The organism is Priestia sp. HNGD-A6, from assembly GCF_045784335.1.
GTDB classification, from domain to species: Bacteria; Bacillota; Bacilli; order Bacillales; family Bacillaceae_H; genus Priestia; species Priestia zanthoxyli.
In genome coordinates this window covers 751,779-767,040 of sequence record NZ_CP138621.1, presented here as the reverse complement: position 1 = coordinate 767,040, position 15,262 = coordinate 751,779, and the positions used below count along the sequence as shown (strand labels likewise).

Sequence of the window (15,262 nt, the reverse complement as noted above, 5' to 3'; positions counted from 1 at the left end):
TTTATTATTTAAAAAATGACAGTATAATCATAAGGGCAAAAATAATCGTAAGGTGGTTCAATGAGAACACAAACATTAAAGTAGCCCATTTTGTATCTTCTAATTTTTTAAATCCAACAATCCCAAGAAGCATCCACACGAGTGTTAAACCGAACATTGTAAATGCGATAATTTTACTAAACGATAAAAATAAGAACGATGCCGCTAGCAAAATAACTAGGTATACAAGCGTTTGGACTTTGGAACGACGGATACCTTTTACTACAGGAAGCATTGGTACACCTGCGGCTTTATATTCCTCAAGTCTTCTAATCGCAATAGCGTAGAAGTGAGGAGGCTGCCATAAAAACATAAATACAAACAATCCAATTGCTACTGGATGGAATAAGTCTGGTGAAATAGCGGCCCATCCAATGATTGGAGGCATAGCTCCAGAAATACTTCCGACTTCGGTATTATAAATGGTTGTACGTTTTGTAAGCATAGTATAAGGCACTACATAAAAGAAAAATCCTAAAATACCCATAATGGCGGCCATGTTAGAAACTAAAAATAAAATACCTACACCAATAACAAATAAAGCCAGTCCTAACCATAGAGCAAATTTAGGGTTGACCGCTCCTGTTACCGTCGGTCTGTCTTTTGTACGTTTCATGATCGCATCGATATCACGGTCATAGAAGTTATTAACTGCCCCAGCTCCTCCTACGACAAAGGATGTCCCAATTAAAGCCAAAATAATGATAGGAATTTGTGTCACAAAGCTTAAGTCATTAACAGCAATTGCGAGACAAAGCCCAGCAACCATTCCTAGTGAGTTCGATTTAATAATCCCAGTTTTTATAATAGCACTGATTACTTCCCGGGAAAAATACTGATTGATAGGAAGTGATTCCTTTGTGATAACTTCGGTATTTTTCACAGCAATTCTCCTTTTTGAGCTTATTCTTACACGAATAAACCTAATCTTTATTAATCAACTAAACTATTTTAACAAAAAAATATCGTAATTACATCAAGGTTGCTCGTAAAAATTGTTAACATTCCTTGAACTTTTTTAAAAAACAAAGAAAAATGTCGAATTTCCGACTGAAAATAAGTACATCCTTTATTATAAGATAAAAATGGAATGCTTAAAAACGAAAATTTTGACTATCTGGTGAACTTTTAACGAGCAAGAAACTCGAACTTAATCGTACCATATTTATTGGTAATTGCAATCACATAGTATGTGATGAAAGAAAAGATGTGGTACATTAAAGAAAGAACTAATAAGTTTATTTACTATGTCTCATTCACAAGGAGGATATATGATGCCAGATAAATATGCTAGCTTCTCTGAACTTGCCTCTTATGAAGTATACAACCAAGACTACAAAATTCAATTTGAAATCAGACCTTCTAACATTATTATGCTCGCGATACACGGCGGAGGTATCGAAACTGGAACATCCGAACTTGCTGTTGGCCTAGCGGGCAACGAATACTCGTACTATATATTTGAAGGGTTAAAGAAATCAGGAAATGCCGATCTTCATATCACATCCACTCATTTTGATGAACCTCATGCGTTAACGATTATATCAAAAGAAGACTATGCAGTATCTTTTCATGGATACAACGACAAAAGTGAAAAGCATACTAAAATCGGCGGTGCTGACAAAGCGTTAAGGTCCAAAGTACATGAAGCGCTTGTTTCTAAAGGCTTTAGTACAGAAATTTTATCAGATCAAGATCCTGTTTCCGGTACCAGCCCTAGAAATATAACCAATAAAACAGCTAGGCGGATGGGTGTGCAAATTGAGATAAGTAAAGCGCAAAGAGAAGCTTTTTTTTCAACTAACACGAGAAATGAACGTAAAAATTCGAAAACCCAGGAATTTTTTGAGTATATATCAGCTATTAGAAGTGCATTTCCTCTTAGATAAATCAGATACGTTTAGTATTTATTAAACAGGTTAGATTTATTACGGACATGTTTGTGGTATACATATAGTAACTACATAAACTGGAGGAGATAATCATGAAAAAGTTTGACCAAGAAGATACCCTAGAACGACTTAAAGCCTCTTATCGATATTTAAAAAGCATAGACATACCAGAAATCAGCACATTAGATGATCAAAAACGAGCGGAAGCTGTGCAGTTAATCGAAGAGATTGGTCTTAAAATATCAGAAATGCGCGTAAAAGTAGAGTGAGTAAAAAGGGAAAGAAGGACATCTGTCCTTCTTTCTCTTTTTCGACAACTATAAACAGGAGATTGGCCATGAATGAACAATATTATGACGCTTTATTAAATATAAAAACAACGGGAGAACAAAAGGGATTTAATGATTCATTTCATTACCATCGTTATGAACCCACGCCTTATAGTGCATTAGAAGCACTTTTCAGTCAATATGATCTAACAAGCAGCGATAGAATTGTCGACTTCGGGTGTGGGAAAGGAAGGCTGAATTTTTATGTGAACTACCTATGTAATGCCACCGCTGTAGGGATAGAAATGAATGAGCACTTCTATGAGCAGGCCATAGATAATCAGAGGCGCTATTTAAAAAAAGCCAAGGGCCGAAAAAGTCATATTTATTTTCAGTGTTGTTTAGCCCAGGAATATAAGATTCACCCACTAGACAACTGCTTTTATTTTTTTAATCCTTTTTCAGTTCAAATTTTTATCCAAGTAGTGAACAATATTTTGCGTTCGTGGGAAGAGAATAAGCGCGAGATTGATTTAATTTTGTATTATAGTTCAGAGGATTATCTTCATCATCTCGAAAAACACCCTTCTTTCATTTTAAAAGAAGAGGTAATGCTGCCAGAGTTGAATCGTAAAAATCCATATGAACGGTTTTTGATTTATAAAGTAGCTTATTAAGACGACTTATTTACTATTTCATAAAGGTGTATCGTCGCTCGTTCTATTTAACAAATCAGCAGGGGCTAGAAAAAGGCCTGCTGATTTTATTTATAACTTTTTAGAAATTAAAGCATAACACTTTATTATGTAAGCGCTTTCTGTTATAATGAAACTAGGTTGGATAGCATGCGTGGCTATCGGTGTACTCAGCGCAGGCGGGGCTAGTACAGAAAGAGAAGGCTACATACAAGTTAATAAACATTTAGTCGATAGAAATAAGAAGTCTCAAAAACAAATTTATTAATTTGTATGCTAAATCGTAAATTAACAGAAACGGCATTTATGATAAGGTTTTAGAGAAAAGAACCCAGCATATACTGTATAAGCAATTTTTTTACTCTAAAAAAGGGTGAAGAAATTGCTTATTTATTTTTAAATAAGTGCACAGCTGTTCAGATTTGTTTTGAGATATCTAGCGTTAGTGTATAATAGTAAAAAGTACGAAAAGTTGACATTGTTAATTGATTAAAGGGGATTTAAAAATGAGTGAACTAAAAATAGATGATGTAGCGAAGCAAAGCGGTTTAACAAAACGTACGATTCGTTATTATGAACAAATTGGACTGATGCCAGCACCTCCAAGAAGTGAAGGTGGATTTCGTCTGTACACGGAAGAACACGTAGAATTCTTAAAGAAAATTACGAATGCCAAAGAAGTCATGGGTTTTTCACTTCAAGAATTACAGGAATTTCTTGCTTTAAGTGATACTCTTGAAATACAAAAGATGGATTATAGGCAAGTGAAAGGAACAAGTCAACAAAAAGAAAAGTTAGAGCAAGTGTTACATACGGTAGAAGAGCAGCTCAAGCTGATTGAACAGAAAAAGAAAAACATCTTAAAAGTAGAGTCTGACCTTCTGTCACTGAGAGATCGTGCTAAGGCTGCAATTATAAAATTCGAGCAGGAAGAATCATAAAAAGCAGGCGCATTCACCAGAAGAGTGCGTCTGCTTTTATGTGTTTTATAGGGAATTTATTTATGATTGTGAAGAGTTTTCTTCTAGCTGTACCCCTAAAAGAAGTAGAATAGCCTGTATCCCGTCGGCTTTTCCGCTGTGAAAGCTTCTTGTTTCAGCATCCAAAGCTTCATTTACAGATTCCATCATATTTGATTCGTATAAGTCTAAAATCAATTGTTTTCCTTCTGGACTCAAATGCAGCTGCCCGCGTTCCTTCATTTTAAACTTCAACTTCTTCAACTCCCTTTCCCATAATACTATCAGTATACAAAAATAATAACATTTACGTAAACGTTAATTTTTGTATGTGGACAGAAGAACGTATTAAGTATAGGTACTAAGTGAGGGGAGAGATACTGGTTATCCTTTGCTTGTTTTAATGTTTGTCAGCTTATAGCCGCAAGCTGAGCATATATAGATAACGTTTTGATTGGACTGAGCAGTTAAAACGGTAGCGAGCTCTTTTTGAGAATGACAGTTAGGACAAATAACAACAGGGGATTTCATGTGATTTTCTCCTTTTCTTTTTTATAGTCGAATTTTATTTTATGTAAAGTTTAATCAAATATCCTTCGTGCTATCAAAAACGACGGAAGATATGTAAAAAAGCATTCTCGCTCAAAAGAAACGGGAATGCTTAAGGTAAGTTTAAAATCCGTCCTGGCTTGCTGTAAATGGAATGTTAAGTCTTCTTTCTACATTGCGTAAGCGCTGATTTAATCTGTTTATACGGTCAGTATGTCGCTCCACAACTCGATTTAAGCGAGTAATTTCTCTGACTTGCTCCTCATTTTGTCTCTCAAGAGCACGAATTCTTCGTTCAAATCCTCCAAGATTTTGAAGCTGCTGTCTTTCATCGTATTCTTCATGCTGTGGTACGTAAGGGGGATAGTATTGTTGAACTGAGTAATCAACTTGCTGAGGAATATATCCGGGGTTGAAATAATAAGGGTTCATTAGGGCACCGCTCCTTTTAAATAGTAACTTCAAATCAAACACGATATAACGTATGCGAAGATAAGAAAAATGCTATAGGCATATACCTAAAGACATTCTGTATTTTAAAAAAGGAAAGTATTTTTAAGAGGAAAAAGGAGATAGCAAACCCTTTCTTGAATATGCAAAATAGAAAAGCTTCTTTTTTAGACACTTTATTTAAGAAAGAGGGAAAGTGACCGATGGCTCAAGGGAAACAAAAACCAGCACCTAAAATAGAAGAATCAAAAGCTCCGCCTGCAAAGAAACCAAAGCCGAAGAGCCGCAGCACCAAAAAAGCTCCGCCTCCTACATCGCCCTGGGTAAAAGCTGCTTCCATTTTATCTAACATTGATTTCATTCGTTTGTTTCGCGTGCTGTTTCTTGCTTTGGCGGTTGGTTTTATTGTGTATCAATATATTTTACTTACAAAAGGGGTCTTCATCAAAACATACGTAGACCTTTGGCATCATCACAAAATGATCTTGCTAGCTGGAGCTGCATTTATTATCTATACTTCTTTCATCTTTTACCTTGGCTACCGCACCGCTAAAAAGCGCTAGAACGATTCTAAACGGCGAATATCATCCATTCTTTAAGCAAACCTTATATGTATATCAGCATAGAGGGGGGAAGAAACGTGGACAAGCAGCGAGCAAAACAAATTGCTGATTCACCCGTTATGGCTAACGTTACGTATAACGATACGGCCGTTTATATTCAACATGTAAGCGAAGAAAATGATACGGCAAGAATTTATCCGCTAGGTCAGCCGGAAAATGAACAAGATGTTGCGGTGAGTCAATTAGTAGAGAATTAAGGTGGATAAATAGAGCTACTAGTTCAGTTAAATAAAAGGAAGAGAGCAAATACACAGCTCTCTTCCTTTTATTTATTCTTCCCATTTCTTACTGTTGATTTTCTCAATAATCCCGTGCAAATCACCTGGCTTATGAAACTCAATCGGAGACGCGCCTTTTTCAAACAGAATCGATTCCGCTTCAATTAACGCCACGTAGCGTCCGTTCACTTTTGCTAAATGAATATTTTCACCAAAATCAGCTAGCAGCCCTTTAATCTCTGTTTCGCCAAGCTTCATTTTAAGCTCTGCATCAGGGGTATGCTCGACGATATGAGCAGCGGCTTCCATGACTTGATGGGTATCTAAACGTTCTTGAAGCTCACGCTTTTCACTTGTTGCCCACAGTTCCATGTCTGATTCAAACTGTTCAAGCTCTACGCTTTCTGCTTCAAACGTTTCGCTGACGTGTTCACGCACCATATCCATCACTTGTGTTTTCATAATCTCAGGCATCGGCTCGTTGTAATCAATGAATTTCAAAAAGTCTTCAAAATAACGGGCGTGAGACGCTTGGTGGATAACGAGTTCGCTTTCTTCCACCATGCCTTCTTCAGGCATGTATGGGTATTGAATGGATTTCATGTTTTTAGTAGTAATCGCCATTTCTACGTGACGAATAAGGGTTGATTCATCTGAAATTGAAGCCACTTTTGGTTCGAAGTCACATTTTAAAATAAACACAAAAGCATGATCAAAATATTTTCTTGGAACAGCAGATACCACTAAAAATGCTCCTCCTCGAACGGCTGCAGTATCAAGGTATGCATTGATAAACTGTTCGCTGTTTTCTTCAAATTCTTCTTTGGTTGTGGCAAAACGAGTGCGGTGAAATAAATTATAATTAGGGTTTGAGTCGAGAGCGTGTCCCGGTTCAACTATAAAATACCCGAGCTTTGTAGGCACTTGTTCTGCTTTGGGGTGTCGCTCTACTTTGCGCTTTACAATTTTTTTAAATTCACCGTCTAAAAAATCTTTAATGGAACTTTCTTCATATTCTTCCGTATCAAGCGTTTGAAAATGCTTATATTGTTTAGAGGCCTGTTCTTCTTTTCCTTCTACTTGTATTACGTAAAATGATAAAAAATTAATTTTAAAATCCATAGCAGTCACCTTGTTTCTTTTTAGTCAGTTACTTCAGTATAAGAAAGAGTCCGGTAAGCGTCAATGCCTGTTAGCTTTAGGGGAAAAAGATCTATTTATACAATTGATCAGCTGAGGAATAGTGTATAAAGCAAAGAATAGGAGAGGCAGGGGGCCTCTCTTATTTATACTGTTCCAAACGTTCGAAAAAGGTTTTGACAAACTTATAAAAAATTTTATCAGAAGGTGCTAAATCACGATTTCTAGGAATAATCATTCCGACTGTCCGCTGAAGCTGCGGCGTATGAATAGGAAGTTTAGTCGTAAAACGAGGAGTCGTTTCAGACACTGTACTTTCAGGAAGAAGCGTCACGCCAATTCCTGCGGATACAAGACCTTTAATCGCATCTAAATCTTCTCCTTCAGATGAAATATTGGGCATGAATCCTGCTTGTTTGCAAGCGTCAAAGGCCATTTTATGTAAAATGAATCCTTTTGGAAATAGCACAAAATCTTCATTTCTTAAATCCCGCAGCCGAATGTTATCCCGTTCAGCGAGCGGGTGATGAGAGGGAACAAGGGCTAAAAGATTTTCAGTGAATAGAATATGCCCTTCAATACTTTGATCTTCTACAGGTACAGGGCCTAAAAAAGCGATATTAATATCTCTTTTTTTAACCGATTCAATTAAAAATTTGTACGAACCTTGTCTAAGATGAAAAGCAACATTTGGGTGTTCTTCTTTAAAGGCTGATATAATAGTAGGAAGAAGGTGACTAGCAAGGCTTGTTGGAAATCCGATTTTAATCGTTCCTCTTTCGGGATCCAAGTATTCATCAATTTGTTCTTTCGCATAGTCAATAGCTTTCATGGCCGTCTCCGTATGCTCAAGAAAGACTTTTCCTATTGCTGTTAACTTGACATTTCTTCCTTCACGTTTGAATAAACTAACACCTAGCTCAGATTCCAGGTTCGCGATTTGACGGCTGATTGCTGATTGAGCTACATGCAGATATTCTGCGGCCTCAGATACGTGTTCTCTTTTTGCAACTTCCATAAAATAGCGTAATTGACGCAGTTCCATAAGCATCCTCCATCTATATATATCAAAATTAGATTAGTTTTATCTAAATTATATATTGTTTATATTGATTTGAAAACTTACAATGTAAACAGGTGATCTTAAAAAGATAAAGAAAACGAACGGGGGAGAAGAAGATGACATACAATCAAATGCCAAAAGCTCAAGGTCTCTACCGTCCTGAATTTGAGCACGATGCATGTGGAATCGGACTATACGCTCAATTGAAAGGCGTAGCGTCACATGATATCGTTAAAAAAGGACTAAACATGCTTTGCCAGCTTGACCATCGAGGCGGACAGGGAAGTGATCCGCTAACAGGAGATGGAGCTGGATTAATGGTACAAATTCCACACGCGTTCTTTAAAAAGACATGCGTTGAACTGAACTTGCCAGAAAACGGTCGTTATGGAGTTGGAATGATCTTTTTCTCAAATAATGAAGACGAGCGTCGAGAAATTGAAGCTTATATTAATAAATTAATTGAAGAAGAGGGACAAACGTTATTAGGTTGGAGAACTGTGCCTGTAAATGTCGGAAAAATCGGAAAAGTTGCAAAAGAAAGCTGTCCATACGTACGACAAGTATTTATTGGGGCAAATGACAGTATTCAAGATGACTTAGCGTTTGAGCGCAAGCTATATGTTATTCGTAAGCAAGCGGAAAATTGGGCGCAGGCACGTCAAAACCGTTTTTATTTTACAAGTCTTTCAAGCAGAACAATTGTGTACAAAGGGTTGTTAACACCTGAACAAGTGGATGCTTTTTATCTTGACCTACAAGATGAAGACTTTACTTCAGCGTTTGCTTTAGTGCATTCTCGCTTTAGCACAAACACGTTCCCAAGCTGGGAAAGAGCACATCCAAACCGTTATTTAATTCACAACGGTGAAATCAATACGCTTCGCGGTAATCAAAACTGGATGAGAGCGCGTGAACAGCAGTTTGTTTCGGACGCATTTGGTAAGGATTTGCCGAAGGTTCTTCCAATTTTAGATGCTGAAGGAAGCGACTCATCCATGTTAGATAATGCGCTAGAGTTTTTTGTATTGGCCGGCCGCAAGCCAGCCCATGCAGCGATGATGCTTATTCCAGAGCCTTGGTCTGAGAATCCGCACATGTCAAAAGAAAAACGTGCTTTCTATGAGTATCATAGCGCATTAATGGAGCCATGGGATGGTCCGACTGCTATTTCGTTTACGGATGGAAAGCAAATCGGTGCTATTTTAGACCGTAACGGTTTACGTCCAGCTCGCTATTATGTTACAAAAGATGATTACATCATACTTTCATCAGAAGTAGGCGTCATTGATGTTGAAGATGAAAATGTGTTATATAAAGATCGTTTAAGCCCAGGTAAAATGCTTCTAATCGATTTAGAAGAAGGCCGAATTATTTCAGATGAAGAAATTAAATCTGAAATGGCACAGGCTGAGCCTTATCAAGAATGGTTAGATGAACAGCTGGTAACGTTGCCAGAAGTGCAGGGAGAAAAATCTGAATACTTCGATGATTTGGTCATTCGCCAGAAGTCATTTGGCTACACGTATGAAGATATTCATAAATATTTAGTTCCAGTTATTACAGAAGGAAAAGATCCGCTTGGTTCAATGGGTAATGATACTCCATTAGCCGTGTTGTCTGATCGTCCTCAATCGCTGTTCAATTACTTTAAGCAGCTGTTTGCTCAAGTAACGAACCCACCGATTGACGCTATTCGTGAACAGTTGGTTACATCAACAATGACGTTGCTTGGTGCAGAAGGGAATTTACTGCATCCAACCAAAGAAAACATTCATCGAATTCAGCTTGAGACGCCGGTTTTAACAAACGATCAAACTCATCAGCTGAAGTCTGCCATTCATCCAGATTTCAAAAGTGCTGTTATTTCTGCGGTGTTCACAAATGATTTAAAAGCAGATCTTGATCGCGTATTTGCTGAAGCTGAAGCGGCAATTAACGCAGGCGCTAGCATTCTTGTTCTGACAGACCGTGAAGCGGGAGCTCACTCTGTAGCCATTCCAGCTTTATTAGCGGTCAGCGGGCTGCACCAGCACCTAGTGCGAAAAGGAAACCGTACAAAGGCGAGCATTGTAGTGGAAACAGGAGAAGCGCGCGAAGTGCACCATTTTGCAGCACTGATTGGTTACGGAGCAGACGCAATTAATCCATATCTTACTTTTGCAACATATCAAAATGAAATTAACGCAGGTACGTTGAACGTATCGTATGACTATGCTGTTGAGAAATATGTAAAAGCCGTTACTGAAGGTGTTGTAAAAGTAATGTCTAAAATGGGCATTTCAACGGTGCAAAGTTATCGGGGCGCACAAATTTTTGAAGCAGTTGGAATCAGTGCAGAGGTTATCGAGCAATATTTTACAGGTACTGCCTCGCAACTTGGCGGTATCGGTTTAGATGTTATTGCAAAAGAAGCGAAAACGCGTCACGACAATGCTTATGTTGAAACAATTGAGCAAACGTTAGAGTCAGGAAGCGACTTCCAGTGGAGACACACGGGCGAGCATCATGCGTTTAATCCAAAAACAATTCACACGCTGCAGTGGGCTTGCCGTAAGGGAGATTACAGCTTATTTAAAAAATTCTCTGAATCGGCTAATGAAGAACGCATCGGTTTCTTGCGCAACCTATTCTCGTTTAATGGAACGCGTTCATCTATCTCCATTGATGAAGTGGAATCAGTTGATTCGATTGTAAAACGTTTTAAATCAGGTGCTATGTCGTTTGGATCTTTAAGTCAAGAAGCTCATGAAACATTAGCGATTGCGATGAACCGTTTAGGCGCACGCAGTAACAGTGGAGAAGGTGGCGAACACCCTAGCCGCTACACTGTGGATGAAAATGGAGATAATCGCCGCAGTGCGATTAAACAGATTGCTTCTGGCCGTTTTGGAGTGAAAAGTCATTACCTTGTGAATGCGGATGAGCTTCAAATTAAAATGGCACAAGGTGCAAAACCCGGAGAAGGCGGTCAGCTTCCAGGAAACAAAGTATATCCATGGGTAGCAGATGTGCGTGGATCAACGCCAGGAGTAGGCTTAATTTCACCTCCTCCACACCACGATATTTACTCGATTGAAGATTTAGCACAGCTTATTCATGACTTAAAAAATATAAACCGTGATGCACGAATCAGCGTCAAACTCGTTTCAAAAGCAGGAGTAGGAACGATTGCTGCCGGAGTAGCAAAAGGAGTAGCGGACGTTATCGTTATTAGCGGCTACGACGGAGGTACGGGAGCATCTCCAAAAACAAGTATTAAACATACGGGACTACCGTGGGAACTGGGCTTAGCGGAAGCTCATCAAACGCTTATGTTAAACGGTCTTCGCGAAAAGGTAGTGCTTGAAACAGACGGGAAATTAATGACGGGTAAAGATGTAGTCATGGCAGCACTTTTAGGAGCAGAAGAGTTTGGTTTTGCTACGGCGCCTTTAATTGTTTTAGGCTGTATCATGATGCGTGCGTGTCACTTAGATACATGTCCAGTTGGAGTGGCGACGCAAAACCCAGAGCTTCGTAAAAAGTTCCTAGGAGAAGCGGATCACATCGTTAACTATATGAAATTTGTTGCACAAGAAGTACGCGAAATTATGGCTGAACTTGGATTTAAAACAGTAGATGAAATGGTTGGACGTACAGACGTATTAAGCGTTAGCGAACGTGCAAAAAATCACTGGAAGGCGCAGCACTTAGACTTAACAACTCTTTTATATCAAGCTGAAGGTGTACGTACTTTTAAAACACCTCAAAACCATAAAATTGACGAATCTCTTGATATGCAAAAAATCTTGCCAGCGGTACAGCAAGCAATCGAGCATAAGTATCAAGTCGAGTTAGAACTGCCAATTTCTAATATTAACCGTGTAGCTGGAACAATTGTAGGAAGTGAAGTTACAAAACGTTACGGTGAGAAAGGTCTGCCAGAAGATACGATTACTCTTCGATTCACTGGCTCTGCAGGACAAAGTTTTGGTGCATTTGTTCCAAAAGGAATGTCTATGTATCTAACTGGAGATGCAAATGATTATATCGGAAAAGGGTTATCAGGAGGTAAAATCATCGTTGCTCCACCTAAGGAAACAACAGCTGTGTCAGGTGAAAATGTTATCGTCGGGAACGTGGCATTTTACGGTGCAACAAGCGGTGAAGCTTATGTTAGCGGGCTAGCAGGAGAACGTTTTGCGGTTCGTAACAGCGGTGTGAACGTAGTGGTTGAAGGAATTGGGGATCATGGCTGTGAATATATGACTGGCGGACGCGTTGTCGTATTAGGTGATGTAGGTAAAAACTTCGGTGCGGGAATGTCTGGCGGTATTGCTTACGTATTTGCTGATGATCAAGAAGCATTCAAAAACCTTTGTAATAAAGACATGATTGGGTTTGAGAGCTTAAAAGGAGAAGAAGCAGAAGAAGTAAAAGAGATGATTGCAAATCACCTAAAATATACTGACAGTCATAAAGCAGCATTTGTATTAGAAAATTGGGAAGAATCGCTTTCGAAATTTGTAAAAGTGATTCCGAATGATTATAAACGCATGATGAATCGCATTGAAGAGCAAAAAGCAGCTGGGTTAACGGAAGAAGAAGCAGCTATGAGTGCGTTTGAGGAAAATGCAAAACAAGAAAAGAAAGCATCGGCAAAACAACAAGAAGCGGTAGCTCAGTAAGAAAGGGGAGAGTACGATGGGAAAACCAACAGGATTTATGGAAATCAAACGTGAAAAAGGGAAGGAACGTGACCCGTTAAAACGTTTAGGTGATTGGAAAGAGTATGCTGCTCCTTTATCTGATGAAGCGCTAAGCCGTCAAGGAGCACGATGTATGGATTGTGGCACACCTTTTTGCCACATGGGAATGGATATTAATGCTTTTACTTCTGGATGTCCAATCTATAACTTAATTCCAGAGTGGAATGATTTAGTTTATAAAGGACGCTGGAAAGAAGCTTTAGAGCGTTTAATGAAAACCAACAACTTCCCGGAGTTTACAGGACGCGTTTGTCCTGCTCCGTGTGAAGGTTCCTGTACGCTTGCTATTTCAGATCCAGCGGTTTCGATCAAGAATATCGAACGCGCTATTATTGATAAAGGCTTTGAGAATGGGTGGATTATTCCACGTATTCCGGAGAAAAGAACAGGCAAAAAAATTGCTGTTATTGGCTCTGGACCAGCAGGCTTAGCGAGCGCAGATCAGCTGAATCAAGCGGGTCATTCAGTAACGGTATATGAAAGAGCAGATCGTGCCGGTGGTTTATTAACATATGGAATTCCAAATATGAAGCTAGATAAAAAAGTAGTGGAAAGACGTGTTCGCTTATTGACACAAGAAGGTATTGATTTTGTAACGAATACGGAAGTTGGAAAAGACATTACTGCTGAAGAGTTAAAAGAACAATATGATGCTGTCATTTTGTGTACAGGAGCTCAGAAGCAAAGAGATCTAGTATTAGAAGGTCGTGAAGCAAAAGGAGTTCACTTTGCAATGGGCTACTTAACAACTTCAACAAAAAGCCTTTTAGATTCTAACTTCAAAGATGGTCAATTTATTGATGCTGAAGGAAAAGACGTTATTGTTATTGGAGGCGGAGATACGGGAGCTGACTGTGTAGCTACTGCTCTTCGTCAAAAATGCCGCAGCGTTGTTCAGTTTGGTAAACATCCTCAGCTTCCTGCTGAGCGTACGGCAGATAATATGTGGCCTGAATATCCACATGTATTTAATCTTGAATATGCTTATGAAGAAGCACAGGCGAAATTTGGGGACGATCCACGTGAATATTCAATTCAAACGAAAAAAATCGTGGCAGATGAGCAAGGTAATCTAAAAGAACTTCATACGGTTCAAATGGAAAAAGTAAAAGGTGAAAATGGACAGTACATCTTTACCGAAATTCCAGGAACAGAAAAAGTATGGCCAGCTCAGCTTGTCTTTATTGCGATTGGGTTTGAAGGTCCAGAGCATCCGGTTCTATCAGCGTTTGGTGTTGAAACGAAAAATCGTCGCGTAGATGCAGCGTATGGAAATTACAAAACAAATGTTGAAGGTGTTTTTGCTGCTGGTGATGCTCGTCGTGGGCAAAGTTTAATCGTATGGGCTATTCATGAAGGTCGTGAAGTAGCTAAACAAGTTGATAGCCATCTAATGGGAGCAACTGTATTACCATAACAAAAAACCGTCACAATTGTGGCGGTTTTTTGTTTATCTAGGATTTGGCACTTCATTTCCTCTACGTAAATTTTCAAATGAAACGGTTAAAATCGTGTTAGTAATTCGAACTTGTGAAACAGGGGAAACGCTGTATAAGTTAAAAAGTTCAAATATCCAGGGATCACGTTTTTTCAGCTGTCGCGCGGCTTTTTCGACGCGTTCGTTAATAGATCCGCTGTAATTGTTATAGTTATCATCAACAAATCTTACAATGGAACGAAATAAGTATTCTGTTAGTTTGCTATCCATCCCGCCTCGTTGAGCATCTCTGTAGATGGACTGATACTGGCGTTTTAAAATTTTCATCACTCTGTCTACATCGCGTGTAGATCTAACTTCCTCTTCTTCATGCAGGATATAAGAAAATAAGTCTTCATTGTATCTATAAGGTTCTAAATAATTTTCATTCGTAGTAGGAACCACTGGATGGTAGTAGCGCGGCATATAGGGGTAAACCCATTGACTGTACATGAGACATTCACACCTTCCTCGTTCATTTTCCATTAGTTTATGCACTAGCGTGCTAGCTGCTGCATGTTTGTTTTAAATAAAATTTAGGGGTTTGATAATAGGACCACCCTCTAAATTCTTGATAAGTCGATACAAAATAAATGTAAATCGGTGTATTTAGCAAGTCTGGATAATGTTGAAAAAACGCTTGGTCTCCGTAAAATATTGCTTCTAAAGCAAGCGGAAGCTCCCGGCGGAAAATGTGATAACGAAGCTGTGCTTGCTCGCGGCTGAACTCACCTCCGCTAACAAAAACTTCGCCTTGAATAACTGCTTGTCGGTCTGTTACGTGAAGAGCAGCTAGTACTTCATCACGCATATTTTTATCTATCGCCTTGTTGTTATATGAGCATCCGATGCTTAAAAAAAGCTGACCGGTTGTATCAGAATGAGTAAAAGTATATTTTCTTCCAGAAACCGGATAGGAGGAAGTAGCAGGGGGAATGAGAGTCGTAGAGAGTTTTGAAGAATTAAACGAACTCATAGTCATTGACACTCCTTTTTTTGAATAAATTTCAATATTATACGGCGCTATGGGCTCAGATGTGATAAATGTCTACTTTCTTTCTGCAACAAAGGCGTTTTGATGTACTTTTTGAGAAATGAATGGTAATATTTAACTAAAATTATGCGTGTACAGTCCCC

General features: G+C 38.8%; 16 protein-coding genes. 8 read left to right on the top strand and 8 right to left on the bottom strand.

Translation table 11 applies throughout. From position 1 onward, the window contains the following. Window positions 1–4: 4 nt before the first annotated feature. Window positions 5–922 (bottom strand): heme o synthase, encoded by a 918-nt coding sequence (gene cyoE, locus SCI76_RS03965; RefSeq protein WP_013056789.1) that lies wholly within the window; start codon window positions 920–922, stop codon window positions 5–7. 391 nt (window positions 923–1,313) lie between these two features. On the opposite strand from cyoE, the gene SCI76_RS03960 reads away from it, so the two are divergent. From SCI76_RS03960 to SCI76_RS03945, 4 genes are all read left to right on the top strand, one after another. Next, on the top strand, window positions 1,314–1,928 hold the full coding sequence (locus SCI76_RS03960) for a poly-gamma-glutamate hydrolase family protein (protein WP_228123050.1): 615 nt from the start codon (window positions 1,314–1,316) through the stop codon (window positions 1,926–1,928). A gap of 95 nt (window positions 1,929–2,023) precedes the next feature. Continuing rightward, window positions 2,024–2,200: a hypothetical protein gene (locus SCI76_RS03955; protein ID WP_165573411.1), complete on the top strand. Its 177-nt coding sequence runs from the start codon at window positions 2,024–2,026 to the stop codon at window positions 2,198–2,200. 68 nt (window positions 2,201–2,268) lie between these two features. Continuing rightward, the gene (locus SCI76_RS03950; protein ID WP_407545058.1) at window positions 2,269–2,877 is read left to right on the top strand and encodes a methyltransferase; all 609 of its coding nucleotides are present in this window, start codon (window positions 2,269–2,271) and stop codon (window positions 2,875–2,877) included. Window positions 2,878–3,401: 524 nt separating this feature from the next. Next, a complete protein-coding gene (locus SCI76_RS03945; RefSeq protein ID WP_116072632.1) occupies window positions 3,402–3,836 on the top strand; it encodes a MerR family transcriptional regulator in 435 nt (144 codons plus the stop codon). Window positions 3,837–3,896: 60 nt separating this feature from the next. On the opposite strand, the gene SCI76_RS03940 is transcribed toward SCI76_RS03945, so the two are convergent. The 3 genes from SCI76_RS03940 to SCI76_RS03930 all read right to left on the bottom strand — a co-directional run bounded on the left by SCI76_RS03940 (window position 3,897) and on the right by SCI76_RS03930 (window position 4,835). Then, a complete protein-coding gene (locus SCI76_RS03940; RefSeq protein WP_028413567.1) occupies window positions 3,897–4,109 on the bottom strand; it encodes a hypothetical protein in 213 nt (70 codons plus the stop codon). A gap of 129 nt (window positions 4,110–4,238) precedes the next feature. Next, entirely contained in the window at window positions 4,239–4,385 is a 147-nt protein-coding gene (locus SCI76_RS03935) for a hypothetical protein (RefSeq protein WP_098626789.1), read from the bottom strand. A gap of 141 nt (window positions 4,386–4,526) precedes the next feature. After that, the gene (locus SCI76_RS03930) at window positions 4,527–4,835 is read right to left on the bottom strand and encodes a flagellar hook-associated protein FlgK (RefSeq protein WP_013056797.1); all 309 of its coding nucleotides are present in this window, start codon (window positions 4,833–4,835) and stop codon (window positions 4,527–4,529) included. Between the two features lie 221 nt (window positions 4,836–5,056). On the opposite strand from SCI76_RS03930, the gene SCI76_RS03925 reads away from it, so the two are divergent. After that, window positions 5,057–5,416, top strand: a complete 360-nt coding sequence (locus SCI76_RS03925) for a hypothetical protein (RefSeq protein ID WP_048021201.1) — start codon at window positions 5,057–5,059, stop codon at window positions 5,414–5,416. Between the two features lie 77 nt (window positions 5,417–5,493). After that, window positions 5,494–5,673, top strand: a complete 180-nt coding sequence (locus SCI76_RS03920; RefSeq protein WP_048021199.1) for a small acid-soluble spore protein H — start codon at window positions 5,494–5,496, stop codon at window positions 5,671–5,673. A gap of 72 nt (window positions 5,674–5,745) precedes the next feature. Here the strand turns inward: SCI76_RS03920 and SCI76_RS03915 are convergent, their stop codons facing one another. Continuing rightward, window positions 5,746–6,816 (bottom strand): DUF3900 domain-containing protein, encoded by a 1,071-nt coding sequence (locus SCI76_RS03915; protein WP_033578829.1) that lies wholly within the window; start codon window positions 6,814–6,816, stop codon window positions 5,746–5,748. 160 nt (window positions 6,817–6,976) lie between these two features. After that, window positions 6,977–7,879, bottom strand: coding sequence for a LysR family transcriptional regulator (locus SCI76_RS03910; protein WP_013056801.1), 903 nt, complete (start codon window positions 7,877–7,879; stop codon window positions 6,977–6,979). 134 nt (window positions 7,880–8,013) lie between these two features. Between SCI76_RS03910 and gltB the strand changes: the two genes are divergently transcribed. Continuing rightward, window positions 8,014–12,567, top strand: a complete 4,554-nt coding sequence (gene gltB, locus SCI76_RS03905; protein ID WP_048021197.1) for a glutamate synthase large subunit — start codon at window positions 8,014–8,016, stop codon at window positions 12,565–12,567. Between the two features lie 16 nt (window positions 12,568–12,583). Further along, window positions 12,584–14,065, top strand: a complete 1,482-nt coding sequence (gltD, locus tag SCI76_RS03900) for a glutamate synthase small subunit (protein ID WP_407545057.1) — start codon at window positions 12,584–12,586, stop codon at window positions 14,063–14,065. A gap of 33 nt (window positions 14,066–14,098) precedes the next feature. Here the strand turns inward: gltD and SCI76_RS03895 are convergent, their stop codons facing one another. Together SCI76_RS03895 and SCI76_RS03890 are read right to left on the bottom strand one after the other, a co-directional pair. Continuing rightward, a complete protein-coding gene (locus SCI76_RS03895) occupies window positions 14,099–14,578 on the bottom strand; it encodes a hypothetical protein (protein WP_047751087.1) in 480 nt (159 codons plus the stop codon). 52 nt (window positions 14,579–14,630) lie between these two features. After that, window positions 14,631–15,101, bottom strand: coding sequence for a staygreen family protein (locus tag SCI76_RS03890; RefSeq protein WP_407545056.1), 471 nt, complete (start codon window positions 15,099–15,101; stop codon window positions 14,631–14,633). Between the last annotated feature and the right edge of the window lie 161 nt (window positions 15,102–15,262).

Coding starts and splice junctions, on each gene's coding strand:
- SCI76_RS03955 (WP_165573411.1), top strand. CDS start 2,024: ATGAAAAAGTTTGACCAAGAAGATACCCTAGAACGACTTAAAGCCTCT.
- SCI76_RS03895 (WP_047751087.1), bottom strand. CDS start 14,578: ATGTACAGTCAATGGGTTTACCCCTATATGCCGCGCTACTACCATCCA.
- SCI76_RS03945 (WP_116072632.1), top strand. CDS start 3,402: ATGAGTGAACTAAAAATAGATGATGTAGCGAAGCAAAGCGGTTTAACA.
- gltD (WP_407545057.1), top strand. CDS start 12,584: ATGGGAAAACCAACAGGATTTATGGAAATCAAACGTGAAAAAGGGAAG.
- SCI76_RS03910 (WP_013056801.1), bottom strand. CDS start 7,879: ATGGAACTGCGTCAATTACGCTATTTTATGGAAGTTGCAAAAAGAGAA.
- SCI76_RS03935 (WP_098626789.1), bottom strand. CDS start 4,385: ATGAAATCCCCTGTTGTTATTTGTCCTAACTGTCATTCTCAAAAAGAG.
- SCI76_RS03925 (WP_048021201.1), top strand. CDS start 5,057: ATGGCTCAAGGGAAACAAAAACCAGCACCTAAAATAGAAGAATCAAAA.
- SCI76_RS03950 (WP_407545058.1), top strand. CDS start 2,269: ATGAATGAACAATATTATGACGCTTTATTAAATATAAAAACAACGGGA.
- SCI76_RS03915 (WP_033578829.1), bottom strand. CDS start 6,816: ATGGATTTTAAAATTAATTTTTTATCATTTTACGTAATACAAGTAGAA.
- gltB (WP_048021197.1), top strand. CDS start 8,014: ATGACATACAATCAAATGCCAAAAGCTCAAGGTCTCTACCGTCCTGAA.
- SCI76_RS03960 (WP_228123050.1), top strand. CDS start 1,314: ATGCCAGATAAATATGCTAGCTTCTCTGAACTTGCCTCTTATGAAGTA.
- SCI76_RS03930 (WP_013056797.1), bottom strand. CDS start 4,835: ATGAACCCTTATTATTTCAACCCCGGATATATTCCTCAGCAAGTTGAT.
- SCI76_RS03890 (WP_407545056.1), bottom strand. CDS start 15,101: ATGAGTTCGTTTAATTCTTCAAAACTCTCTACGACTCTCATTCCCCCT.